This window comes from Pararhizobium sp. (genome assembly GCF_965279435.1).
Taxonomy (GTDB): Bacteria; Pseudomonadota; Alphaproteobacteria; order Rhizobiales; family Rhizobiaceae; genus Pararhizobium.
In genome coordinates this window covers 1387568-1409846 of record NZ_CBDIHY010000003.1, presented here as the reverse complement: position 1 = coordinate 1409846, position 22279 = coordinate 1387568, and the positions used below count along the sequence as shown (strand labels likewise).

Annotated in this window: 23 protein-coding genes; 11 read left to right on the top strand and 12 right to left on the bottom strand. The window is 60.3% G+C overall.

The window, feature by feature from the left end; all coding sequences use genetic code 11:
- Window positions 1–27: 27 nt before the first annotated feature.
- Window positions 28–2202, bottom strand: a complete 2175-nt coding sequence (locus tag ACQY8Q_RS12295; protein ID WP_428426838.1) for a malate synthase G — start codon at window positions 2200–2202, stop codon at window positions 28–30.
- Window positions 2203–2311: 109 nt separating this feature from the next.
- On the bottom strand, window positions 2312–4312 hold the full coding sequence (locus ACQY8Q_RS12290; protein ID WP_428426837.1) for a hydantoinase/oxoprolinase N-terminal domain-containing protein: 2001 nt from the start codon (window positions 4310–4312) through the stop codon (window positions 2312–2314).
- Between the two features lie 140 nt (window positions 4313–4452).
- Here ACQY8Q_RS12290 and ACQY8Q_RS12285 point away from each other — a divergent pair, with 140 nt between their 5' ends.
- Entirely contained in the window at window positions 4453–5070 is a 618-nt protein-coding gene (locus ACQY8Q_RS12285) for a hypothetical protein (protein ID WP_428426836.1), read from the top strand.
- Here ACQY8Q_RS12285 and ACQY8Q_RS12280 read toward each other — a convergent pair.
- From ACQY8Q_RS12280 to hslV, 5 genes are all read right to left on the bottom strand, one after another.
- Window positions 5033–6427, bottom strand: coding sequence for a cytochrome P450 (locus tag ACQY8Q_RS12280; protein ID WP_428426835.1), 1395 nt, complete (start codon window positions 6425–6427; stop codon window positions 5033–5035). The genes ACQY8Q_RS12285 and ACQY8Q_RS12280 overlap by 38 nt on opposite strands.
- An 81-nt stretch (window positions 6428–6508) precedes the next feature.
- Window positions 6509–7459: a DUF1402 family protein gene (locus tag ACQY8Q_RS12275; RefSeq protein WP_428426834.1), complete on the bottom strand. Its 951-nt coding sequence runs from the start codon at window positions 7457–7459 to the stop codon at window positions 6509–6511.
- 179 nt (window positions 7460–7638) lie between these two features.
- Complete coding sequence (gene hslU, locus ACQY8Q_RS12270; protein ID WP_428426833.1) at window positions 7639–8946, bottom strand: ATP-dependent protease ATPase subunit HslU; 1308 nt, start codon at window positions 8944–8946, stop codon at window positions 7639–7641.
- A complete protein-coding gene (locus ACQY8Q_RS12265) occupies window positions 8943–9461 on the bottom strand; it encodes a GNAT family N-acetyltransferase (protein ID WP_428426832.1) in 519 nt (172 codons plus the stop codon). Before ACQY8Q_RS12265 ends, hslU begins: the two co-directional genes overlap by 4 nt.
- Window positions 9451–9975: an ATP-dependent protease subunit HslV gene (hslV, locus tag ACQY8Q_RS12260; protein ID WP_428426831.1), complete on the bottom strand. Its 525-nt coding sequence runs from the start codon at window positions 9973–9975 to the stop codon at window positions 9451–9453. Before hslV ends, ACQY8Q_RS12265 begins: the two co-directional genes overlap by 11 nt.
- 224 nt (window positions 9976–10199) lie before the next feature.
- Here hslV and hisB point away from each other — a divergent pair, with 224 nt between their 5' ends.
- Genes hisB through coaA form a run of 7 tightly spaced genes read left to right on the top strand, consistent with a single transcriptional unit; the run spans window position 10200 to window position 14816 of the window.
- Window positions 10200–10808 (top strand): imidazoleglycerol-phosphate dehydratase HisB, encoded by a 609-nt coding sequence (hisB, locus tag ACQY8Q_RS12255; protein ID WP_428426830.1) that lies wholly within the window; start codon window positions 10200–10202, stop codon window positions 10806–10808.
- A 27-nt stretch (window positions 10809–10835) separates the two neighbouring features.
- Window positions 10836–11312 (top strand): DUF2628 domain-containing protein, encoded by a 477-nt coding sequence (locus ACQY8Q_RS12250; protein WP_428426829.1) that lies wholly within the window; start codon window positions 10836–10838, stop codon window positions 11310–11312.
- A complete protein-coding gene (hisH, locus tag ACQY8Q_RS12245) occupies window positions 11312–11962 on the top strand; it encodes an imidazole glycerol phosphate synthase subunit HisH (protein ID WP_428426828.1) in 651 nt (216 codons plus the stop codon). The genes ACQY8Q_RS12250 and hisH overlap by 1 nt, the downstream gene beginning before the upstream one ends.
- A 1-nt stretch (window position 11963) precedes the next feature.
- On the top strand, window positions 11964–12707 hold the full coding sequence (gene hisA, locus ACQY8Q_RS12240; RefSeq protein WP_428426827.1) for a 1-(5-phosphoribosyl)-5-[(5-phosphoribosylamino)methylideneamino]imidazole-4-carboxamide isomerase: 744 nt from the start codon (window positions 11964–11966) through the stop codon (window positions 12705–12707).
- Complete coding sequence (gene hisF / locus ACQY8Q_RS12235) at window positions 12704–13480, top strand: imidazole glycerol phosphate synthase subunit HisF (protein WP_428426826.1); 777 nt, start codon at window positions 12704–12706, stop codon at window positions 13478–13480. The genes hisA and hisF overlap by 4 nt, the downstream gene beginning before the upstream one ends.
- An 18-nt stretch (window positions 13481–13498) precedes the next feature.
- Window positions 13499–13813, top strand: a complete 315-nt coding sequence (locus tag ACQY8Q_RS12230) for a phosphoribosyl-ATP diphosphatase (protein ID WP_428426825.1) — start codon at window positions 13499–13501, stop codon at window positions 13811–13813.
- A gap of 7 nt (window positions 13814–13820) precedes the next feature.
- A complete protein-coding gene (gene coaA, locus ACQY8Q_RS12225; protein WP_428426824.1) occupies window positions 13821–14816 on the top strand; it encodes a type I pantothenate kinase in 996 nt (331 codons plus the stop codon).
- A 3-nt stretch (window positions 14817–14819) separates the two neighbouring features.
- On the opposite strand, the gene ACQY8Q_RS12220 is transcribed toward coaA, so the two are convergent.
- The 5 genes from ACQY8Q_RS12220 to ACQY8Q_RS12200 form a co-directional block, all read right to left on the bottom strand.
- On the bottom strand, window positions 14820–15431 hold the full coding sequence (locus ACQY8Q_RS12220) for an alpha-ketoglutarate-dependent dioxygenase AlkB family protein (protein ID WP_428426823.1): 612 nt from the start codon (window positions 15429–15431) through the stop codon (window positions 14820–14822).
- A 7-nt stretch (window positions 15432–15438) separates the two neighbouring features.
- A complete protein-coding gene (locus ACQY8Q_RS12215; RefSeq protein WP_428426822.1) occupies window positions 15439–15756 on the bottom strand; it encodes a hypothetical protein in 318 nt (105 codons plus the stop codon).
- 124 nt (window positions 15757–15880) lie between these two features.
- Window positions 15881–16354: a peptidoglycan-binding protein LysM gene (lysM, locus tag ACQY8Q_RS12210; protein WP_428426821.1), complete on the bottom strand. Its 474-nt coding sequence runs from the start codon at window positions 16352–16354 to the stop codon at window positions 15881–15883.
- 85 nt (window positions 16355–16439) lie between these two features.
- Window positions 16440–16874 (bottom strand): alternative ribosome rescue aminoacyl-tRNA hydrolase ArfB, encoded by a 435-nt coding sequence (arfB, locus tag ACQY8Q_RS12205; protein WP_318414947.1) that lies wholly within the window; start codon window positions 16872–16874, stop codon window positions 16440–16442.
- A 140-nt stretch (window positions 16875–17014) separates the two neighbouring features.
- A complete protein-coding gene (locus ACQY8Q_RS12200) occupies window positions 17015–18625 on the bottom strand; it encodes a phosphoenolpyruvate carboxykinase (RefSeq protein ID WP_428426820.1) in 1611 nt (536 codons plus the stop codon).
- 341 nt (window positions 18626–18966) lie between these two features.
- On the opposite strand from ACQY8Q_RS12200, the gene ACQY8Q_RS12195 reads away from it, so the two are divergent.
- The 3 genes from ACQY8Q_RS12195 to ACQY8Q_RS12185 all read left to right on the top strand — a co-directional run bounded on the left by ACQY8Q_RS12195 (window position 18967) and on the right by ACQY8Q_RS12185 (window position 22160).
- Window positions 18967–19701, top strand: a complete 735-nt coding sequence (locus tag ACQY8Q_RS12195) for a response regulator transcription factor (protein WP_037097523.1) — start codon at window positions 18967–18969, stop codon at window positions 19699–19701.
- A 213-nt stretch (window positions 19702–19914) separates the two neighbouring features.
- Window positions 19915–21696, top strand: a complete 1782-nt coding sequence (locus ACQY8Q_RS12190; RefSeq protein WP_428426819.1) for a sensor histidine kinase — start codon at window positions 19915–19917, stop codon at window positions 21694–21696.
- A complete protein-coding gene (locus tag ACQY8Q_RS12185; RefSeq protein ID WP_428426818.1) occupies window positions 21693–22160 on the top strand; it encodes an HPr kinase/phosphorylase in 468 nt (155 codons plus the stop codon). The genes ACQY8Q_RS12190 and ACQY8Q_RS12185 overlap by 4 nt, the downstream gene beginning before the upstream one ends.
- The last annotated feature ends 119 nt before the right edge of the window (window positions 22161–22279 follow it).

Below are 22279 nucleotides of genomic sequence, written 5' to 3'. Positions count from 1 at the left end.
GTCCGGACGCGCTCTTTGCGGAAGAGATTAAGCGGACACAGCCTGACTTGCCTTCAACTCCAGGCGGCGGCGATGCAGGACGGGTTCGGTGTAGCCGTTTGGCTGTTCGCGGCCCTTGAGCACCAGTTCGAGTGCTGCCTGGAAGGCGATGGAGCCGTCGAAATTGCCGGCCATCGGCGTGTAGGCCGCATCCCCGGCATTCTGGCCATCGACGATCGCTGCCATGCGCTTCATCGTCTCGATGATCTGCGCTTCCGTGACGACGCCATGATGCAGCCAGTTGGCCATGTGCTGGGCGGAAATGCGCAGCGTGGCGCGGTCTTCCATCAGGCCGATATTGTTGATGTCGGGTACCTTGGAGCAGCCGACGCCCTGGTCGATCCAGCGGACGACATAACCGAGAATGCCTTGCGCGTTGTTGTCCAGCTCGCGCTGGATTTCCTCTGCCGTCCAGTTCGGCCGTGAGGCGACCGGGACAGAGAGGATGTCGCTGAGTTTCGCCCGTTTCCGGCTCTTCAGGTCCTTCTGGACGGCCGCAACATCGACCTTGTGATAGTGGGTCGCGTGCAGCGTCGCGGCCGTTGGCGACGGAACCCAGGCGGTGTTGGCGCCGGCTTTCGGATGCGCGATCTTCTGTTCCAGCATGGCCGCCATCAGGTCGGGCATCGCCCACATGCCCTTGCCGATCTGCGCGTGGCCGGACAGGCCGCATTCAAGACCGATATCGACATTCCAGTTTTCGTAAGCCCCAATCCAGGCCGCCTGCTTCATGTCGCCCTTGCGGATCATCGGACCCGCTTCCATCGAGGTGTGCATCTCATCGCCGGTGCGATCGAGGAAGCCGGTATTGATGAAGACAACGCGTTCCCTGGCAGCGCGGATGCATTCCTTGAGGTTGACCGTCGTGCGGCGCTCCTCGTCCATGATGCCCATTTTCATGGTGTTCGGTGCCATGCCGAGCGCTTGCTCGACGCGGCCGAAGATTTCCGAGGCAAAGGCAACCTCTTCCGGACCATGCATCTTCGGCTTGACGACATACATCGAGCCCTCGCGCGAGTTCATCCGGCGGCCATCCGGGCCGATATCATAAAGCGCGATCAGGCCGGTGATCATGGCGTCCATGATGCCTTCCGGAACCTCGTTGCCATCGCGGTCCAGGATCGCCGGATTGGTCATCAGGTGACCGACATTGCGCACCAGCATCAGCGCGCGTCCCTTCAGCGTAACCTCGCCGCCGTTTGGTGCGGCAAAGCTGAAATCCGGGTTGAGCTTGCGGGTAAACGTCTTGCCGCCCTTGCTGACCTCTTCCTGCAAGTCGCCCCGCATCAGGCCCAGCCAGTTGCGATAGACGACGATCTTGTCTTCGGCATCGACGGCAGCAATCGAATCCTCGCAATCCATAATCGCCGTGATGGCCGATTCGAGGATGACGTCGGAAATATGGGCCTTGTCGTCCTTGCCTGTTGCCGTCGCGGCATCAATGACGATTTCGATATGCAGGTTGTTCTTCTTTAGAAGCAGATACGAGGGCGAAGCCTTGTCGCCGCGATAGCCGGCGAAATGAGCGGCGTCAGAGAGTTTTACCGGACCGGATGCGGTCGAGATCGACAGGGTTGCGCCATCAACGGCAAGCGCCGTGACATCGCTCCAGCTGCCGGCCGAGAGCGGGGCGCTGGCATCGAGAAAACTGCGTGCCCAGGCGATGACCTTCTGGCCACGAACCGGGTTGTAGCCCCTGCCCTTTTCGGCGCCGCCATCCTCGGCAATTGCATCGGTGCCGTAGAGCGCATCATAGAGCGAACCCCAGCGGGCATTGGCGGCGTTCAGCGCATAACGCGCGTTCATGACGGGAACGACGAGCTGCGGCCCGGCGATGGTGGCGATCTCGGGGTCGACGTTGCTGGTGGACACCGAAAAATCCGGGCCTTCCGGCAGGAGATAGCCGATCTCTTTCAGGAAGCCCTCATAGGCCGCCATGTCGACCGGTGCGCCGTTCTGCCGGTACCAGTTGTCGAGCTTTTCCTGCAGCGCGTCGCGCTTGGCGAGCAGATCGCGGTTCTTCGGAGCGAGATCGTGGACGATCTGCGAAAAGGTTGCGAAAAACTGATCCACATTGATGCCGGTGCCGGGCAGTGCTTCCTTGACGAGGAATTCGTGCAAATCCGCATCGATTCCCAACCCATTTTTTTCTATCCGGCCCATCGGCAACTCCATGAATTAACGCTCAAATTTGAGAGGCCGCAGTCTCTCACGGTTTCATTTCCTGTCAATCCAGCAAGAATGCGAAGAATTAATTCCAAAAAAGAACAAATCAATGATGCGCAACACGCGGACGGCCACTGGCAACAGCGGTGAACCGGGCCTCGATCAGCCTGCGGCTCCCCTCGGTTTCCGGCGCATCGATCTCTTCGCGCATGACCAAAGCCGGCTCGTCGGCACCGTTCGACCGGGCGGAGGCGAGAGCTGCAGCTTTTGCCCTCTCGCGGGCCGATGCGAAAGCCTGCTCCTGATCCAGGAACCGGCTGCTGGGCCCGGCACCGTTGACGATGAAGATACCCTCATCCGGCGCAGTGACAAAGACCGTAACGGAGGTCCGCACCTGACCGACGATGGCACCGACGGCATTGGCCACTCCCGCCTCGGCCGGGATCTCCGATTCGGCACCGAGCATCTCGGCGATAGCCGGGTAATAGACCGGTGCAGATGCCCCGAGCCCGACCAGCGGGCGATCCAGCGACAGCGAGAAGGCAACAATGCCCGGTTCACGCTTCAGTGCCCTGTCAACGGCAAGCGACACGGCCGGATCGATGGCAGCACCGTCTTCCGCAAGGCAGGAAGAAAGAATGACTTCGGCGGACTGCCGGGTCAGCCGGGCGACGATCATCTCCGACAGTGCTTCGGCAGACGCTGCGATCGGCTTGCCGGAGCCGTCCTTCACCCGGGCAGCAAGTTCAGCGCCCAACCGGGCAGCCGTTGCATTCCACTGGTTCTGCCGTCCCAGCACGTGCATGGCATCGGACGGGGTCAGCCCGCAGATATGGACGAGGCCACGGGCTACCAGCCTGTCCAGCGTTGCCTTCTGCAATGTGCTGGTCAAAAGGCTTTCCAGCGCCACCGGCACAGTACCGATCCGCTCATACAGCGCCAGTTCCTGCGGCTGGAGACCGCTTGCCAGATGATCGGGAAGCCCGGTCCGCACGGCCAAACGGCCATCGTAGCGGCCGACATGGGCGGTGCGCAACTGGCGCTCAAGTACGGAAATGACTGCGTCAGCGTGTTCCACAGCGGCAAGACTGAGCGGCAGGAACCGGCGCGGGCCAAGATCGATCTTTGCCTGCAACCCGCGATCGTTGATGCGGACTTCCGAGTCGCCACCGAGACCGAAGGTGCGCATCGCCACCGCCTCGACCATGGTGCGGAACCCGCCGACGACGGCACCCTCTCCATCCAGACGCGGGCGGCCCTTGTCGAGCACCGCCACATCCGTGGTGGTGCCGCCGATATCGGAGACGACGGCATTGTCGAGGCCGGTGAGATACCGGGCACCGACCAGGCTTGCCGCCGGGCCGGAGAGAATGGTTTCGATCGGCCGCAGCCGCGCTTCCGCAGCCGATATCAGCGCGCCATCGCCGCGCACGACCATCATCGGCACATCGATGCCGCGTGTTTTCAGAAAACCTTCGCAGGCGCCGATCAGCCGGTCGATCATCGAGACGAGACGGGCATTAAGAAGCGTCGTCAGCGCCCGGCGCGGGCCACCGAGCTTTGAGGACAGCTCGTGGCTGCAGGTGACCGGCAGATGCGAGACTTCGCGGATACGGTCGCGCACCCGCTGTTCGTGAGCCGGATTCCGGACGGCGAAATAGCCGGCAACGGCAAAGGAGGAAACTTGCGTTGTCAGTTGCGGCAGCGCTTCGTCGAGCAGCGTCATATCGAGCAGCGTCTCGCCGCCATGGACATTATGGCCACCGGGCAGGAAGATCACCGGATCGGTCCCCAGCGCTTCCAGCAGTCCATCGCGCTTGAGGTCTTCCGGGCCGAAACCGATCATCACCAGACCGACGCGGCCACCCTGGCCCTCTACCAGCGCATTTGTGGCAAGCGTGGTTGATAACGACACGAGGCCGATGGCGGAGGTGGGTGCCTTTGCCTGCACCAGCACCGCCTCGACGGCACCGGCAATGCCGACCGAAAGATCGTGGCGTGTAGTTAGCGCCTTTGCCTTGGCAACGACCCCATGGGCCTCGCTGAAAAGAACTGCGTCGGTATAGGTTCCGCCGGTGTCGATACCGAGGAGGAGATGGTCAGTCACGAGAGCGTCCATTCGGGCAGTACCGGAAACCCGGCTTCAAAGGATATGCACGAGGTGATATGACATCTTTCAGCGAAAGGCCATCGCTACGCCGACATCGGCAATCGGCCTGCGCGACAGTGCGGAAATAAGGATATGGCATGACCGGTTTCTCACGCGTGCTCTTGCTCGTCCTTGCGTCTGCTGGCGCCCCCGCGTTCTTAATGCCTGCCTTTGCACAGGAGGCCACGGATGAGGAAGAGTACAAGCCGGTGCTTCCGGATGTCGCCATCTACAAGGCGATGCTCGATGCCAACAAGACGACCGGCTGGATACAGTTCCGCAATTACGACGACAAACAGCTGATCTATTTCACGGCGCTGCAGACCATGCATTGCAGGCTCTCGGAGATCCGCTACTCGGTCAATTCCGACACGCTCGACAAGCGCTTTCCGCTCGGCAAATGCAATCCTCAAATCCCGTTCAACCTGCCCGACAGCAATACCAACGAGTATATCTACATCTCACTGCCAGCCGGAGAGGCAAAGACGCTGGCCATCCAGGCCGTCTGGGACGATGGCGCCGGCAGCGAGATCGTCGTCTACAAGCCCTGCGAAGGTGTTGGCGACGCGACCTGCGCGGCGATCAAGACGATCAAGCGGCCGAAGAAGCAGACGCAGGAACCGGTGGTTTCCGATTCGCCGATCCGGGCCGTGCAATCGGAAACGCCGGGAAAAACCTTTAGCGCGCCGAAACCCTCATCGGCAGCCCGCCCCTAGGCTGAGTGGTCAACCGCTGCACCGGCCACGGTTTTGTCTCCGGCGTCATATCGAACCGGAAGCGTTTCATCAGCACGCCGAGCGCAATCACCGCCTCCTGCAGCGCAAACGTGGCACCGATACAGATGCGCGGCCCGGCGCCGAACGGCAGGTACTGGAACCGGTGCAGCTTGTCGCGGTTTTCCGGCAGGAAACGTTCCGGCATGAAGGCGCGCGGCTTGTCCCAGTAGAGCACATGGCGATGCAGCGTCCAGGGCATGACTAGAACCGCGATGCCCTTGGGAATATCCACCCGCTCGCCCTGCGGAGACGTCCAGGAATCCGCCTCGATGGCAGCCCGATTGATCGACGGTGCCGGCGGATAGAGCCGCATAGCCTCCTCGAAGGAAGCGCGCACATGCGGCATCAGGTCGAGCCAGTCCACCGGCTCGGCTCCGCTTGACAGCACTGCGTCGATTTCGGCTTCCATATTCGCCCGCACATGCGGGGAATTGGCGACGCAATAGAGCGTCCAGGCGAGCGCCCGCGCCGTGGTTTCGTGGCCAGCACCGATGAATGTCAGTATATTGTCGGCGATCTCGTCGGTGGAAAGCCCTTGCGGCCGCTCCAGTTGCAGAAGCAGAGTCAAAAAATCCTGTGGTGCGGCCTCCGGGTCAGAGCGCATCAGCTGCCGCCGCTGGTCCATGGTCTTGGCAACGATCGCCTGGAATTCCGCCATGACCTTGGCGCCGCCTATGCGGGTCAACCGGGGTACCCAGGACGGTGCCAGCAGGATATCCATCGGATCGACGCGGCCCATCCGGTGCAGCAACCGCTCGACGCTATCGGCGAACCCCTCTGTCTCGGCAGCGATCTGCCCGGAAAACAGCGTTTCCGAAAGGATTTCATAGGTCAGCTCGGTCATGTCGGTGGCGATATTCACCACCGAACCCGTGGCGGCGGCCTCGTCATATTTCGCAGCATATTCCTCGGTCTTCGACAGCATGCTTGCGGCAAAGCCACGCGCATGGCGCGGCGTGAACACCGGCGCTATGGCTTTGCGCGAGCGTTTCCAGACCTCGCCCTCCGCCGTCAGCAGCCCGTCGCGCAGGATCGGCCGCAGGATGAGACGGCGCACCTTGGACATTTCATAGTTTGCGGCATTCTCGACGAGGATATAGCGGATCAGATTAGGATCATTGACGATCAGGGTGCGCTGCGTGACGAACTTGGTATCGATCCAGGGCAGCGTATAGGAAGGCTCGCCCCACAGTTCCAGCGGATTGCGCATCACGGTGCGGATGATCTGCAGACGCGACGGCGGCACCGTACGGGGGATCGGTGCTGGCGGCTCGAACGGTTCGGGTCTCATATCCATGATGATACTTTCCATACGCCACCAGGCATGGACGGCGGCAATCGCGCATCCTTGCATGAAGATAAGGCGAATTCAGGAAAGTTAAAGCAGTGCCTTCAGGTCCGCGAGCTTCTCATTGACCAGCCAGCCGTAATAGTTTTCCTCCGGCCACTGCACCGCGCCGCCCTTGTTCCTCGCGGCGAGGGCTGCAGCGCGCTGGTCGGGGTTGCCGACATTGTAGAGGGTCGAGGTGATGCCGGGATTATCGGAAATATCCATGCCGGCGATCGACTTGTAGGCATCGATCGAGTGGCGGATCGAGGCTGCCATATAGGCAAGCGACTGGTCCGGATCCATGATCGCCTTGTAGACACCGGCGGCATCGTTTTCGTCCAGCTGGTCATAGCCCGAAACGCGCGACACCATGTCGGTCAGCATCAGGGCCGTCAGCGGATTAATCTGGCCAAGGCCAAAGGTCTGACCGGCAAAGAACGGCTGGAAGAATACCGCGCTGAAGCGATTGTTCGGATAGGACGTGCCGCCCACCGTATTGCCGCGGAACTGGCTGTCCCAGACACTTTCGCGGCAGGTCCAGAGCGCATAGGAGCTTTTCTTGCCCACGCATTTGGAAAATTCCGGCCGCGCCACGAATTGCGCCACCGTTTCGCCCTCGTAGCCGAAACGGAAACTGTCACCGGCATAGGCGGCGGCCTTGACGTAATAGGACTGCAGCCGGTCATAGGCGTCGACATTGTAGGTATGCTCGCCGACGATGGCGCCGATCATATGGATCGGATCGATGCCATAGGCACGCGCCGTCGACTTGATCTTGCCCATCAGCTTGCTGTCATTGGCCAGCAAATTGTGCACCTTGTTATATTTGGCATCAAACGAGGTTCTGCCGGCTTTGGTCCGGCGCACCGATGCGCCCGGCACGTCCGGCTGTTCCTGATACCGGTTGCCCTCGGGCACCACGCGAATGCCGTCCGCCATGGCGGGGCTGGTAACGGCGATCATGGCCGCGACGAGAAGCATCTGAAGAATGGGGCGCACGCTCTGTTTCCTGTGAACCTGTCTTGACGTTCCGGATGTGCCGGGACGCATGCGGCAAAATCGTGTCGGAATCATGCCCGGCACCAGTGAAAGCCTTATCGCGTATGGGTACCACAAACAACAAGGGCACCTGCCGTTATGGCAAGTGCCCCAATCAATAACAAACGGCCGTTGCAAATTTACAGAATGTAACGCGACAGATCCGTATTGGCGGCGAGATCGCCGACGTGCTTCTTGACGTAATCCGCATCGATCGTCAGTGCCTCACCGGACTTGTCCGGTGCTGCATAGGAGATTTCGTCGAGGACCCGTTCCATCACCGTCTGCAGTCGCCGTGCGCCGATATTTTCCACGCTTGAATTGAGCATGACAGCCACATCGGCCAGCGCATCGAGCGCGTCTTCGGTGAAATCCAAATTGACGCCTTCGGTTTCCAGAAGCGCCTTGTACTGGCGGATCAGGCTGACTTCGGTTTCCGTCAGGATGCGGCGGAAGTCTTCCTTGGTCAGCGCCTTCAGCTCGACACGGATCGGCAGGCGGCCCTGCAGTTCCGGCAGAAGATCAGACGGCTTGGAGATGTGGAAGGCGCCCGACGCGATGAACAGGATATGGTCGGTTTTCACCGGGCCATACTTGGTCGCAACTGTGGTGCCTTCGACCAGTGGAAGAAGATCGCGCTGCACGCCTTCACGTGAAACACCCGCACCCATGCCGCCATCGCGGGCGGCGATCTTGTCGATCTCGTCGAGAAAGACGATGCCGTCATTTTCCGCCGAACGCACGGCTTCGCGCTGGATCTCCTCGTTGTCGAGCAGCTTGTCGGACTCGTCGTTGATCAGGATGCCGTAGCTCGCCTTGACCGTCGTGCGGACCTTCTTGGTGCGCTGCCCCATCGCCTTGCCGAACATTTCCGACAGGTTCAGGACGCCGATATTGGCGCCGGGCATGCCGGGGATTTCGAAACCGCCGCCGGGCGTCGCCGTATCGGCGATCTCGATGTCGATTTCCTTATCATCCATCTCGTTGGCCCGCAGCTTCTTGCGGAAACTGTCGCGGGTGGCTGGCGAAGACGTCGCGCCAACCAAGGCGTCAAGCACGCGCTCTTCGGCATTCAGATGCGCCTTGGCCTTGACGTCGGCGCGCTTCTTTTCGCGCACCAGGCCGATGCCGACTTCGACGAGATCGCGGATGATCTGCTCGACATCGCGGCCGACATAGCCGACTTCGGTAAATTTCGTCGCTTCGACCTTGATGAAGGGCGCGCCGGCGAGCTTGGCCAGACGGCGGGAAATCTCCGTCTTGCCGACGCCGGTCGGGCCGATCATCAGGATGTTCTTCGGCATCACTTCATCACGCAGCTCATCCGAGAGCTGCTGGCGGCGCCAGCGATTGCGCAACGCAATGGCGACGGCGCGTTTGGCATCGTGCTGGCCGATGATGAACCGGTCGAGCTCCGACACGATTTCGCGGGGTGAAAATGTGGTCATCTGGTCCTCTCAAACTCTGTCCGGGTCAATTCCATCAGGATTGTGCGTCCGGCGCTATCGTTCCATTCGCCATAGGCGGTAAACCCCGCCTTGGCATAAGCCCTGAGGGCTCGTGTATTTCCTGCATCGGGATCGATGATGATCCGTGGCGCCGTGCCGGCAAAAAGCCGCGGTACGAAAGCCCGAATGGCCGCAGCGGCAAACCCTTTGCCCGTCATTTCGGCCGGACCGACGAAGATATCGATCCCCGGCGTATCGGGTGTCAGGTCGCTCGCCCAGCGCTCGCTTTCATATTGTGTCGGCAGCCAGGACTGGATGTAGCCGGCGGGCTCACCATCGACGGAGAAAATGAACCCCTGCGCGTCTCCGGTTGCCCGCCCTTCGCGGATCAATTCGAGCTCGCCCTGCGGTTCGCCCCACCACGCGCGCACATGCGGCTGCGACAGCCAGCCAAAGAGCATAGGCTCGTGGCTTTCGTCGACGGCCGCAAAGGCAATGGTCTGGTCAGGCTGCATCGAGCTTTTCGACGATGATGTTGCCGTTGGTATAGACGCAGATGTCGGCGGCGATTTCCATCGACCGGCGAGCGATCTCTTCCGCCGTCTTGTCGGAATCCATCAACGCCCGCGCCGCGGCGAAGGCGAAATTGCCCCCCGAGCCGATGGCGATGGCGCCGTGTTCCGGCTCCAGCACATCGCCATTGCCGGTGATGGCCAGCGTGATCGACTTGTCGGCCACCAGCATCATGGCTTCGAGATTGCGCAGGTATTTGTTGGTGCGCCAATCCTTGGCCAGTTCGACGGCGGCGCGCATCAACTGATCCGGATACTGCTCGAGCTTGGATTCGAGCCGTTCCAGCAGTGTGAAGGCATCAGCTGTCGCGCCGGCAAACCCGGCGATGACGTCGCCCTTGCCAAGACGGCGGACCTTGCGGGCATTGCCCTTCATCACGGTCTGGCCGAGGCTCACCTGGCCATCACCGGCCATCACCACCTGTCCGCCCTTCCGGACGGTAATAATTGTTGTCATAAAACCCACCCTGCCCGGCGTCCGGGCCGTTTCGACGAGCCGAACATCGACTCTGTTGAAACCTATGTAAGAGCGCTTTTGCCGATTGCAAATAGCCCACATCGTGCTCCTCCTACCCTCATCAACCCCGCATCATTTTGCACCTGCGAGAATCATGGCGGCAGTTCTGGATATTTCGCCCACCGCCTGATAAGGAGCGGCTCTATTACATTCGGGAGAACCTGATGGCCGACAAGCAAGTGAGCCGCACCGGCAGCGTTTCGCGCAAGACCAACGAAACCGCGGTGACCGTGTCCGTCAATATCGACGGCACCGGCACGTCGCGGATTTCGACCGGCGTCGGCTTTTTCGACCATATGCTGGATCAACTTTCCCGCCATTCGCTGATCGACATGGACATCGTTGCCGAGGGCGACCGCCATGTGGACGATCACCATACCGTTGAAGATACGGGCATCGCCATCGGCCAGGCGCTCTCCAAGGCGCTGGGCGACCGGCGCGGCATCACCCGCTATGCCTCACTCGATCTTGCCATGGACGAGACGATGACCCGTGCAGCCGTCGACGTCTCCGGCCGTCCGTTTCTTGTCTGGAACGTCGATTTTTCCGCCCCGAAAATTGGCACGTTCGACACGGAACTGGTGCGCGAGTTTTTCCAAGCGCTCGCCCAGCACGGCGGTATCACGCTGCATGTGCAGAACATCTACGGCGCCAACAACCATCATATCTCCGAAACCTGCTTCAAGGCCGTTGCCCGCGTGCTTCGCACGGCAACAGAGATCGATCCGCGCCAGGCAGGCCGCGTTCCCTCCACCAAGGGAACGCTGGTCTGATCCGGCCCACAGTGAAAGTTGGCTGACATGGCCTCCTATCTGGTTCTGACGTCTCCCGGCGCTCCGAAGAGCGACGACAATGCGCGTTTCATCGCCGACAAATTTTCCTGGATCGCTTTTGCCTTTCCGGCGTTCTGGCTGCTGTATCAACGCCAGTTGATTGCCGGCATCGCCGTCGCCATCCTGCAAGGGCTCATCGCATTTGCGATCCCGGAACCAAGCCTGGCGGGATTGCTGATCGAGTTGGCCCTGCGCCTGCTTGTCGCCCTGGAAGGGCCTGCCTTTATCGCCCATCGCTTGCAATCCAGGGGCTGGACGTTGCAGTCTGTCATCACCGCCGACGATCTGGCAACTGCCGAAATGATCTATGACCACGCAGCGGCCGTGGATATCCCAACACGGGACGAAGCAATCTGGCAGCCACCGGTTCTGCCCACCGCGGTGGCAAAGCCTGCCGATGGCCGCGCCGCCGTCGGCCTGTTTGAAAATTATGGAGAACGCTGATGCGCGTTGCGATCATCGATTACGGATCCGGCAATCTGCGCTCGGCCACCAAAGCCTTCGAGCGGGCAGCGCGTGAAGCCGGCATCAACGCGGACATCGAACTCACCGACAGAGCCGACCGTGTTGCCAGCGCCGACCGGGTCGTCCTGCCCGGCGTCGGCGCCTATGCCGACTGCCGCCGCGGCCTCGACGCCGTCGATGGCATGCGCGAAGCGCTGAACGAAGCGGTGGAGATATCCGGCCGGCCGTTCCTCGGTATCTGCGTCGGCATGCAGCTGATGTCGTCGCGTGGGCTGGAAAAGACCACGACGGAAGGGTTTGGCTGGATCAAGGGCGATGTCGTCGAGATGGTGCCCTCCGATCCCACGCTGAAAATCCCGCAGATCGGCTGGAACACGCTGTCGTTGAGGAAGCATCATCCGCTGTTCGATGGCATCAGGACGGGTGATGACGGGCTGCATGCGTATTTCGTCCATTCCTACCATCTCGCTGTCGAAAATCCGGACGACCTGATTGCCACCACCACCTATGGCGGCGGCGTGACGGCGTTTGTTGCCAAGGGCAACACGGCCGGCGCCCAGTTCCATCCGGAAAAGAGCCAGACGCTCGGCCTTGCCCTCATCTCGAATTTTCTGCGCTGGAAGCCCTGACATGATCCTTTTTCCCGCCATCGACCTCAAAGACGGCCAGTGTGTGCGCCTCAAGCTCGGCGACATGGAACAGGCGACCGTCTACAATCCCGATCCCGGCGCGCAGGCCAAAGCCTTCGAGGACCAGGGTTTCGAATGGCTGCACGTGGTCGATCTGAACGGTGCCTTTGCCGGTGAGACCGTCAACGGCGCCGCCGTCGATGCGATCCTGAAGTCCACCAAAAACCCGGTGCAGCTGGGCGGCGGCATCCGAACGCTCGATCATATCGAAAACTGGCTCAGCCGGGGGCTGGCGCGCGTAATTCTGGGGACGGTTGCGGTGCGCGATCCGGCGCTGGTGATTGAAGCCTGCAAAAAGTTCCCGGGCAAGGTCGCCGTCGGCATCGACGCCAAGGGCGGCAAGGTCGCGGTCGAGGGCTGGGCTGAAGCCTCCGAACTCGGCGTCATCGAACTGGCCCAAAAGTTCGAAGGCGCCGGCGTGTCCGCGATCATCTATACCGATATCGACCGAGATGGCATCCTGACGGGGATCAACTGGGATTCGACGCTGGAACTGGCCGACGCCGTTTCTATCCCCGTGATCGCCTCGGGCGGCCTCGCCTCGATGGACGATATCCGCCGCATGGTTCAGCCGGATGCGGCAAAACTGGAAGGCGCCATTTCCGGCCGGGCGCTCTATGACGGACGCATCGATCCGGCGGAAGCGTTGGCGCTCATCCGGAACGCAAAAGGAAAAGCGGCATGACCCTTAAAGCCCGCGTCATCCCCTGTCTCGACGTCAAAGACGGCCGTGTCGTCAAGGGCGTCAGCTTCCTTGATCTGATCGATGCCGGTGATCCCGTCGAATCGGCCAAGGCCTATGACGCGGCCGGTGCCGACGAACTCTGTTTCCTCGACATCACCGCGTCTTCGGACAACCGCGACACGATCTTCGATGTCGTTGCCCGCACGGCCGATCATTGTTTCATGCCGCTGACCGTGGGCGGAGGCGTTCGCTCTGTGGCCGATATCCGCAAGCTGTTATTGGCCGGCGCCGACAAGGTGTCGATCAATTCGGCTGCCGTCAGCAACCCGGATTTCGTCGCCGAAGCCGCCGACAAGTTCGGTAACCAGTGCATCGTCGTCTCGATTGACTCCAAGAAGGTATCCAAGCCCGGCGAGGAAGACCGCTGGGAAATCTTCACCCATGGCGGCCGCCAGGCGACCGGTATCGATGCCGTGTCCTTCGCCGACAAGATGGTCAAGCTCGGTGCCGGCGAACTGCTGCTCACTTCGATGGATCGCGACGGCTCGAAGACCGGCTACGATATCGCGCTGACCCGGACGATTGCCGACCGGGTCTCCGTGCCGGTTATCGCATCCGGCGGCGTCGGCACACTCGACCACATGGTCGAAGGCATTCGCGACGGCCATGCGACGGCGGTTCTGGCCGCGTCGATCTTCCATTTCGGCACCTATAGCATCGGCGAAACCAAGCGCTATATGGCAGAGCATGGCATTGCCATGCGGCTCGACTGAGCTTCAGGACACAGACAGATGAGCAATTTCAGCCTTTCCGATCTCGAAGCGATTGTAGCCTTGCGGGCCAAGGCCTCTCCGGACGAATCCTGGACGGCCAAACTCGTCGCCCATGGGCAGGCGAAGGCCGCCAAGAAGCTCGGCGAGGAAGCGGTGGAAACCGTAATCGCCGCCATCAGCAATGACCGTGGCAACCTTGTCGCCGAGAGTGCCGATCTGATTTATCATCTGATGGTCGTATTGAAAATTGCTGATATTCCATTGCAGGATGTGATGAGCGAACTCGAACGGCGGACACGCCAGTCGGGGCTCCAGGAAAAGGCAAGCCGGTAGACACGTCATGACCATCGTCGCCAAAGACATCGCACCGGCCGATATTCCGGATCATTTCGACAACAAGGACTATTCGCCCTACCGATTCTTTTCGGCGGAGGAATGGTCGCATTTCCGGGCCGATACGCCACTGACGCTGTCGGCCGATGAGGTTCAGCGGCTGCGATCGCTGAACGACCCGATCGATCTCAGCGAAGTCAGGCGCATCTATCTGTCGCTGTCGCGTCTCTTATCCACCCATGTGGAATCTTCGCAGCGGCTGTTTGCCCAGCGCCAGCGCTTTCTCAGCATGTCCAATGATGCCAAGACACCGTTTGTCATCGGCATTGCCGGTTCCGTTGCCGTTGGGAAATCGACGACTGCGCGTATTCTGGCCGAGCTTCTGTCACGCTGGCCGTCGAGCCCGAAGGTCGATCTGGTGACCACGGACGGTTTTCTCTATCCCAACGCGACGCTGCTGCGGGACAGCATGATGGACCGCAAGGGTTTTCCGGAAAGCTACGATATCGGTGCGCTGTTGCGGTTCCTGTCGGCGATCAAGGCCGGCCAGCCGAACGTCAAGGCGCCGACATACTCCCACCTGACCTATGACGTGTTGCCCGATCAGTTCCAGGTCGTCGACCGGCCGGACATCCTGATTTTCGAGGGCATCAATGTGCTACAGTCGCGCAATCTGCCGGCAGACGGCAAGATCGTGCCGATGGTCTCGGATTTCTTCGATTTCTCGATCTATATCGATGCCGAAGAGAGCTTGATTCACACCTGGTACGTCAATCGCTTCATGCGGCTGCGCCAGACCGCCTTCCGCAATCCTGATTCGTTCTTCAAGCGCTATGCGCAGGTGAGCGAAGAGGAGGCGTTGACGATCGCCGAAGGGCTCTGGCAGAACATCAACCTGAAAAACCTGCGCCAGAACATCCTGCCGACACGCCCGCGCGCCGACCTTATTCTTCAAAAAGGGCCGAATCATCTCACCGAAACGGTCGCCTTGCGCAAACTTTGAACGTCAGACGGTAACGCGGCGGAGCGTCAAGTTGATGCGGCCGCCGTTTTTCAGAAGAGTCGACGTGTTGGGATAGATCTTGTCGACGCCATGAAAGGCGAGACGCCCTTCGCCGCCGAGCACGACGATATCACCGCTCGCCAGTTTGAATGACAGCGTCCGGTCACCGCGCTCGCGGCCGCCGACACGAAACAAGCAGCTGTCTCCCAGAGAAATCGACACAACAGGCGTTTCCAGGTCCTTCTCATCCCGATCCTGATGCAGGCCCATGCGGGCATCATCGGCATAGAAATTGACGAGGCAGGCCTCTGGCTCCTTTGCCACGCCAGAAACGGTGCGCCAGATTTCCAGCAGCGCATCCGGCATCGCCGGCCACGGTTTACCAGTAGCCGGATGCTGTGGCTGGTAGCGATATCCGCGGTCTTTGTCGGTCACCCAGCCGAGCGAGCCGCAATTGGTCATGCGCACGGACATCGGCTTGCCGGTGTGCGGCATTGCCGGCACGTAGAGTGGAGCATCCGCTACGACGGCACGGATAATTTCGACAAGGGCCTCCTGTTTCTGACGATCCAGAAAACCAGGAATATGCCGGATACCCTTTGGCAGAACCTGCATCGGAGGCCTATTCCAGCCCGAGCAGGGCCGCAGGAACGCCATAGCGTTGCTGCCAGCCGGCATAACCGACATCGGTCGGGCCAACCATGTGATCGATCAGGTTCCAGCGTCCGGCCTGAAATCCCATGAGTGCATAGACGGTCAGCCCATCCATCATGTCCGTATCACCGGCAAAACCGGTTTCTTCCGGATCAATGACACCGCCGCCCGGCCTTTGCGGCTCGACCTGCACGAAGGCCCAATTCGGCGTGACGCGAATGGTGGTGACCACGAATTCGACCGGGCCGCGCATCTCCGCCTCGACGGCGGGACGCAGCGTATCCATGATCGCGGCCCGCTCCGCCGAGCCCTTGGGGGCTCACGGAATGTCAGGGCCAGCGCAGACCCGCTGAGTGCCGTCATCAGGACGGCAACGGCCATCGACAGAGCTACGCCGGCTGTTTTCATGATCAGGCCTGATCCAGAGCCGGAATGCGCAGAACCTGGCCGGGATAGATCTTGTCCGGATGGCTCAGCATCGGCTTGTTGGCTTCGAAGATGACGGTGTTTTTCGCACCCTTGCCCTTGCCGTATTGCGATTCGGCGATCTTCCAGAGGTTGTCACCCTTCTTCACCGTGTAGAAGACAGGTTCCTTGGCCGGTGCGGGCGCGGCAGCGCCATCGGCGACCTTGAGTTCGGCCGCTTCCACCTTTGAGATACCCAGCGTGTTGCCGACAGCAACGACGGCCTTTTCAAAGGCGGACTGATCCTTCACCACGCCGGTGAGCACGATCTTGTCGCCTTCGACCGCGACATCGACCTTGTCAGTACCGAGATCATGGGACGCCAGTTCCTTCTTCACCGCTTCGACATCCGGCGCATCATCATCGCCGCCAATGCCGAGTTTCTTGCCGGCACTCTTGATAAAGCTGAACAGACCCATGGCGCATCTCCTTTTGCGGGTTTCTTCAACCCTAACAGAGTGCACTCATGTAGAAAAAACAAGGCCCGGATGAAAATTGCCGCGATCAATCGTTTTCAGGGCGTCCGCGCATCTTCTTGACTTCGCCGCGCCCGGTCTTCGCCTTCAGGCGCCGTTCGATCGAGCCTTTGGTCGGTTTGGTTTTGCGGCGCGGCGGCGGCGGCGGTTCGGCGGCCTTGAGGATCAGCTCCTTCAGCCGTTCGCGCGCATCCTCGCGGTTTCGCTCCTGGCTGCGAAATCGGCTGGCCTCGATCATCAACACGCCATCCTTGGAGACCTTTCGGCCGGCCAGCTTGATGGCATTGTCACGCACCCGCTCTGGCAAGGCCGGTGAAGCGGCAATACCGTAGAACAGCTGAACCGCGGTCGAGACCTTGTTGACGTTCTGTCCACCGGGGCCACCGGCCAGCACGAATTGCTCCGTCAGCTCCCAGCCGGCGATGACGATGCGGTCGTTGATGTAGAGCGGATCGCTGGCCATGTCGTTTTCATCCTTCCATCGCTCTATCTCACAGGATGGCAACGTTGAAAACGCGCGAACCTACCGGCAACGCAAAAACCCGGCACTTTCGCGCCGGGTTTCACGTGAATCATCGTCTGCAACCCTCTGTGGGGGCTGATTTATTCGGCTGCGAGCTTCACGCCGGGTGCCGCATCGCGGACACTGCCGTCGACATGGCTTTCGAACTTGGCGAAGTTGGCAACGAACATATCGACCAGCTTGCGCGCCTGCGTGTCAAAGGCAACGCCATCGTTCCATGTCGAACGTGGGTCGAGAATGCTGCTGTCGACACCCGGCACTGCGACCGGCACGGCAAAGCCGAAATTGCTGTCGGTGCGGAATTCGGCAGAGGCCAGCGAGCCGTCAAGCGCTGCCGCGAGCAGCGCCCGCGTCGCCTTGATCGGCATGCGATGTCCGGTGCCATAGGCACCACCGGTCCAGCCGGTGTTGACCAGCCAGCAATTGACGCCATGTTCGGCGATCAGAGCCTTCAGCAAGTTCCCATATTCCGACGGATGACGCGGCATGAACGGTGCGCCAAAGCATGTCGAGAAGGTTGCTTCCGGCTCTGTCACGCCCTTTTCAGTGCCGGCCACCTTGGCGGTGTAGCCGGAGAGGAAGTGGTACATGGCCTGCTCGGGCGTCAAACGGGCGATCGGCGGCATGACGCCAAAGGCGTCGGCCGTCAGCATGATAATCGTGCCGGGATGTCCCGCCGTTCCCGACTTGCTGGCATTCGGGATGAAGTCCAGAGGATAGGCACACCGGGTATTTTCGGTCAGTGAGCCGTCGTTGAAGTCTGGCACACGATTTTCATCGAGCACGACGTTTTCAAGAACGGTGCCGAAGCGGCGGGTGGTCGCAAAGATTTCCGGCTCTGCTTCTGCCGACAGGCGAATGGTCTTGGCATAGCAACCACCTTCGAAGTTGAAGATGCCGTGTTCGCCCCAGCCGTGTTCGTCATCGCCGATCAGCGTGCGCTTCGGATCGGCTGACAGCGTCGTCTTGCCGGTGCCAGACAGGCCGAAGAATACCGCTGCATCGCCATCCGGGCCGACATTGGCGGAGCAATGCATCGGCATGACGCGCTTTGCCGGTAGCAGGTAGTTGAGCATGGTGAAGACGGCCTTCTTCATCTCGCCGGCATAGGATGTGCCGCCGATCAAAATGATGCCCTTGGAGAAATTGCAGGCGATCACGGTCTCGGTGCGGCAGCCGTGGCGGGCAGGATCAGCCTTGAAGTCCGGCAGATCGATGATCGTCAGCTTCGGCGTGAAGGCGGCAAGCGCTGCCTTTTCCGGGCGGATCAAAAGATTGCGGATGAACAGTGAATGCCAGGCGAATTCCGTGACGACGCGCGTCGGCAGGGCGTTTTCCGCATCGGCACCGCCGATCAGATCCTGCGCATAGAGCGACTTGCCCTTGGCATGATCAAGCATGTCCTGATGCAGCACCGCGAAATGCTCCGGCGACATCGCACTGTTGTTGTCCCACCAGATTTCGCCCGTGGTGTTTTCGTCGCGAACAACGAACTTATCCTTTGGCGAGCGACCGGTGTGCTGTCCCGTCAAGGCGCGAACGGCACCATCGGCGGTCAGCTGCGCCTCGCCGCGACGCAGGATTTCTTCATAGAGTTCGGCGGTACCAAAATTGTAACGAACCACGTCCAGGTTGTTAAAGCCGATTGATTCCAGCCCAAGGGATGGGTTGTGAATGCCGAGTTCCTGCATGGTCCAGCTTTCCTCCGTGGTTTGCCGACAGAACGTTGAATGTTAGCAACCATAGAAGGATGGAGGGAAAAAGACAAGATTACTGTCATAAAAAATATAATGATTTCAGTATATTAATCGATTTAAAAGAAAATATCGCTTTTTTAATCGGTTGAATCGAGGCTTTTTGGACGCTGTTTTTGGACCGGAAACACCCTACCGGTGTCATGCTCATTGCTTTTGCAATTTACTTCGCCACAATTTGTTCCACCTTTATACTCATGAAACGCGTCTTACCGCAGCAGAGCCCCGGACAACCGGGGTGGCCTCGGAGGCGCAGCGAAATGGTGGAGCCCTATACGATGCAGACGATTGCACTTGTCGATGACGACCGGAATATCCTGACCTCGGTATCGATTGCACTGGAGGCAGAAGGCTACAAGGTCGAAACCTATACCGACGGTGCCTCGGCTCTCGACGGCCTGCTTGCCCGGCCGCCGCAGCTGGCGATCTTCGATATCAAGATGCCGCGCATGGATGGTATGGAGCTGTTGCGCCGCCTGCGCCAGAAATCCGATATCCCGGTGATCTTCCTCACCTCGAAAGATGAAGAGATCGACGAACTGTTCGGCCTGAAAATGGGCGCCGACGACTTCATCACCAAGCCGTTCTCCCAGCGTCTGCTGGTCGAGCGCGTCAAGGCGATCCTGCGCCGCTCGGCCAACCGGGAAGCGGCAGCCGCCGCAAGCACCGGCAGCGGCGCAGCCAAGAGTGCCGCCGATATCCAGGCACGTTCGCTGGAGCGCGGCCAGCTGTCCATGGATCAGGAACGCCACACCTGCACCTGGAAGAACGAGCCGGTGACCCTGACGGTGACCGAGTTCCTCATCCTGCATTCGCTGGCGCAACGCCCCGGCGTGGTGAAGAGCCGCGATTCGCTGATGGACGCTGCCTATGACGAACAGGTCTATGTCGACGACCGCACCATCGACAGCCACATCAAGCGGCTGCGCAAGAAGTTCAAGATGGTCGACAACGACTTCGACATGATCGAAACGCTTTACGGCGTAGGCTACCGCTTCCGCGAATCGGCCTGAGTCCGGATCGTATCTCCTTGCCACGCCGGGCATTGCCTCAAGGCGAAAGTCTGGCGTGGTCAAGGACCGAGCTGTATGATACGGCTCCGCGCCAAAGAGAGACGCAAGGGCGTCATCTCCAATCTGCCCTCGGGCGGACGGCAGCCAGGTCTGCCACTGAACGGCAGTAACTGCCATTGACATACAAGGGCCGCGAAAGCGGGAGTTGAAGGCTTGGTCGAAGTCTTGCGAAACATCGATGTGGATGAGGGCGAAACACGGGCGGCTTCGGGCCGGACGTGGGCGCATCCCTTCACGTTGATTCGCCGTATCTTCGGCAACGCTGTCTTTTCCAGCCTGACGCGCCGTATCTTGTTCTTCAATCTTGTCGCGCTCGTCGTCCTCGTCGGCGGCATCATGTATCTGAACCAGTTCCGCGAAGGACTGATCGATGCTCGCGTCGAAAGCCTTCTGACGCAAGGGGAAATCATCGCCGGCGCGATCGCGGCGTCCGCGTCCGTGGATACTAATTCGATCACCATCGATCCGGAAAAACTGCTGGAACTGCAGGCAGGCCAAAGCATCACGCCACTGCCGAGCGATGAGGATCTCGAGTTTCCGATCAACCAGGAACGTGTGGCGCCCGTGCTGCGGCGGCTGATTTCGCCGACCCGCACCCGTGCACGGCTGTTCGATGCCGACGCCGATCTTCTGCTGGATTCCCGCCACCTTTATACCGGCGGTCAGGTACTGCGTTTCGACCTGCCGCCGATAGAGCCGGAAGCCGTGACATGGTCCGAACGGCTGAACTCCTGGTTCAACCGTGTGCTGCAACCCGGCAATCTGCCGCTCTACAAGGAACCACCGGGCGGCAACGGCGCGATCTATCCGGAAGTCATGAATGCGCTGACCGGCGTTCGCGGCGCCGTCGTGCGCGTCACCGAAAAGGGCGAACTGATCGTCTCCGTCGCCGTGCCCGTTCAGCGGTTTCGCGCGGTTCTCGGCGTGCTGCTTCTATCAACGCAGGCGGGCGATATCGATAAGATCGTCCATGCCGAGCGACTGGCGATTATCCGCGTGTTCGGGGTCGCAGCACTCGTCAACGTCGTCCTGTCGCTGCTTTTGTCGAGCACGATTGCCAATCCGCTCCGGCGTCTATCAGCCGCCGCGATCCGTGTTCGGCGTGGCGGCGCCAAGGAGCGCGAGGAAATTCCGGATTTCTCCTCCCGCCAGGACGAGATCGGCAATCTGTCCGTTGCGCTGCGCGAGATGACGACGGCGCTCTATGACCGTATTGCCGCAATCGAGAATTTTGCCGCCGATGTCAGCCACGAATTGAAGAACCCGCTGACCTCTCTGCGCAGCGCCGTGGAAACCCTGCCGCTCGCCCGCACCGACGATTCCAAGAAACGGCTGATGGACGTCATCCAGCATGACGTGCGCCGTCTTGACCGGTTGATCAGCGATATTTCCGATGCCTCAAGGCTGGACGCGGAGCTTGCCCGCAGTGATGCCAAGGCGGTTGATCTGGAAAAACTGCTCGGTGGCCTGATCGATCTTTCCCGGCAGATCCGTAACGGCAAGAAGGTCGTCGAACTGAGCTTCGTCGTCGAGCGCAAAGACAATCCGAAGGCACGCTTCGATGTGGGCGGCTACGAGCTGCGCATCGGCCAGATCATCACCAACCTGATCGAGAATGCCCGGTCGTTCGTTCCGGACCAGGGCGGGCGCATCGTCCTGCGCCTGACCCGGACCCGCAGCCGCTGCATCATCTATGTCGAGGACAATGGCCCGGGCATCAACGCTGAAGACATTGACCGGATTTTCGAACGCTTTTACACCGATAGGCCGGACGGCGAGGATTTTGGCCAGAATTCTGGCCTCGGTCTTTCCATCTCCCGCCAGATTGCCGAGGCCCATGGCGGCTCGCTGAAGGCTGAGAACATGATGGATGCCAGCGGCAAGATTACCGGCGCCCGCTTCATCCTGTCGCTTCCGATCGAAAACCATTCATGACGAAGCCGGCGGTCAATGTTCACGCGACCGCCGTGGTACTCGGAACCCAGGGCTTTTTGTTTGTCGGCCCGTCGGGAGCAGGCAAGACGATGCTGGCGCTGTCCTGCCTCGCCGCAGCAAGGAATTGCGGGCTGTTTGCTGCGCTCGTTTCCGATGATCAGGTGCTGATTTCGGTATGCAACGGCCGCATCATTGCCCGCAGCCCGGCCTCGATTGCAGGGCTCGCCGAGGTCCGAGGCACAGGGATCGTTGCTGTCGAGACAATACCGGCGGCCGTGATCGATTTTGCCATTCTCCCAGTCAAACCGCCATTTGAGCCGCGTTTACCCCCGGAAAATGAGAGGTTTTCTTTGCCATCCGGTGATTTTTTGCCGTTGCATCGCATTCCCTTGGCCGAGGGCTTGAATTCTATTGAGATTTTGCGGCTTATTTTACCTCAAAATGCCAATTTTCAAGGACATTGATGCCTTTTAAAGCAGCATTTCCGGATTTTTAACTTGCCATTCGCCTTTTCCTTGCCAAGATGGCCGCCCTAAAGGTGGACGAAATTGCTGCATTGCGATATCTGACCCTCCTTATAGAT

Excerpts from the sequence above, each read along its gene's own strand:
- ACQY8Q_RS12185 (WP_428426818.1), top strand. The coding sequence starts at position 21,693 with ATGACGAAGCCGGCGGTCAATGTTCACGCGACCGCCGTGGTACTCGGA.
- ACQY8Q_RS12200 (WP_428426820.1), bottom strand. The coding sequence starts at position 18,625 with ATGCAGGAACTCGGCATTCACAACCCATCCCTTGGGCTGGAATCAATC.
- ACQY8Q_RS12280 (WP_428426835.1), bottom strand. The coding sequence starts at position 6,427 with ATGGATATGAGACCCGAACCGTTCGAGCCGCCAGCACCGATCCCCCGT.
- arfB (WP_318414947.1), bottom strand. The coding sequence starts at position 16,874 with ATGGCCAGCGATCCGCTCTACATCAACGACCGCATCGTCATCGCCGGC.
- ACQY8Q_RS12250 (WP_428426829.1), top strand. The coding sequence starts at position 10,836 with ATGGCCTCCTATCTGGTTCTGACGTCTCCCGGCGCTCCGAAGAGCGAC.
- hslV (WP_428426831.1), bottom strand. The coding sequence starts at position 9,975 with ATGACAACAATTATTACCGTCCGGAAGGGCGGACAGGTGGTGATGGCC.
- hisB (WP_428426830.1), top strand. The coding sequence starts at position 10,200 with ATGGCCGACAAGCAAGTGAGCCGCACCGGCAGCGTTTCGCGCAAGACC.
- hisF (WP_428426826.1), top strand. The coding sequence starts at position 12,704 with ATGACCCTTAAAGCCCGCGTCATCCCCTGTCTCGACGTCAAAGACGGC.
- coaA (WP_428426824.1), top strand. The coding sequence starts at position 13,821 with ATGACCATCGTCGCCAAAGACATCGCACCGGCCGATATTCCGGATCAT.
- ACQY8Q_RS12265 (WP_428426832.1), bottom strand. The coding sequence starts at position 9,461 with ATGCAGCCTGACCAGACCATTGCCTTTGCGGCCGTCGACGAAAGCCAC.
- ACQY8Q_RS12220 (WP_428426823.1), bottom strand. The coding sequence starts at position 15,431 with ATGCAGGTTCTGCCAAAGGGTATCCGGCATATTCCTGGTTTTCTGGAT.
- hisH (WP_428426828.1), top strand. The coding sequence starts at position 11,312 with ATGCGCGTTGCGATCATCGATTACGGATCCGGCAATCTGCGCTCGGCC.
- ACQY8Q_RS12195 (WP_037097523.1), top strand. The coding sequence starts at position 18,967 with ATGCAGACGATTGCACTTGTCGATGACGACCGGAATATCCTGACCTCG.
- hisA (WP_428426827.1), top strand. The coding sequence starts at position 11,964 with ATGATCCTTTTTCCCGCCATCGACCTCAAAGACGGCCAGTGTGTGCGC.
- lysM (WP_428426821.1), bottom strand. The coding sequence starts at position 16,354 with ATGGGTCTGTTCAGCTTTATCAAGAGTGCCGGCAAGAAACTCGGCATT.
- ACQY8Q_RS12230 (WP_428426825.1), top strand. The coding sequence starts at position 13,499 with ATGAGCAATTTCAGCCTTTCCGATCTCGAAGCGATTGTAGCCTTGCGG.
- ACQY8Q_RS12285 (WP_428426836.1), top strand. The coding sequence starts at position 4,453 with ATGACCGGTTTCTCACGCGTGCTCTTGCTCGTCCTTGCGTCTGCTGGC.
- ACQY8Q_RS12215 (WP_428426822.1), bottom strand. The coding sequence starts at position 15,756 with ATGGATACGCTGCGTCCCGCCGTCGAGGCGGAGATGCGCGGCCCGGTC.
- hslU (WP_428426833.1), bottom strand. The coding sequence starts at position 8,946 with ATGACCACATTTTCACCCCGCGAAATCGTGTCGGAGCTCGACCGGTTC.
- ACQY8Q_RS12295 (WP_428426838.1), bottom strand. The coding sequence starts at position 2,202 with ATGGGCCGGATAGAAAAAAATGGGTTGGGAATCGATGCGGATTTGCAC.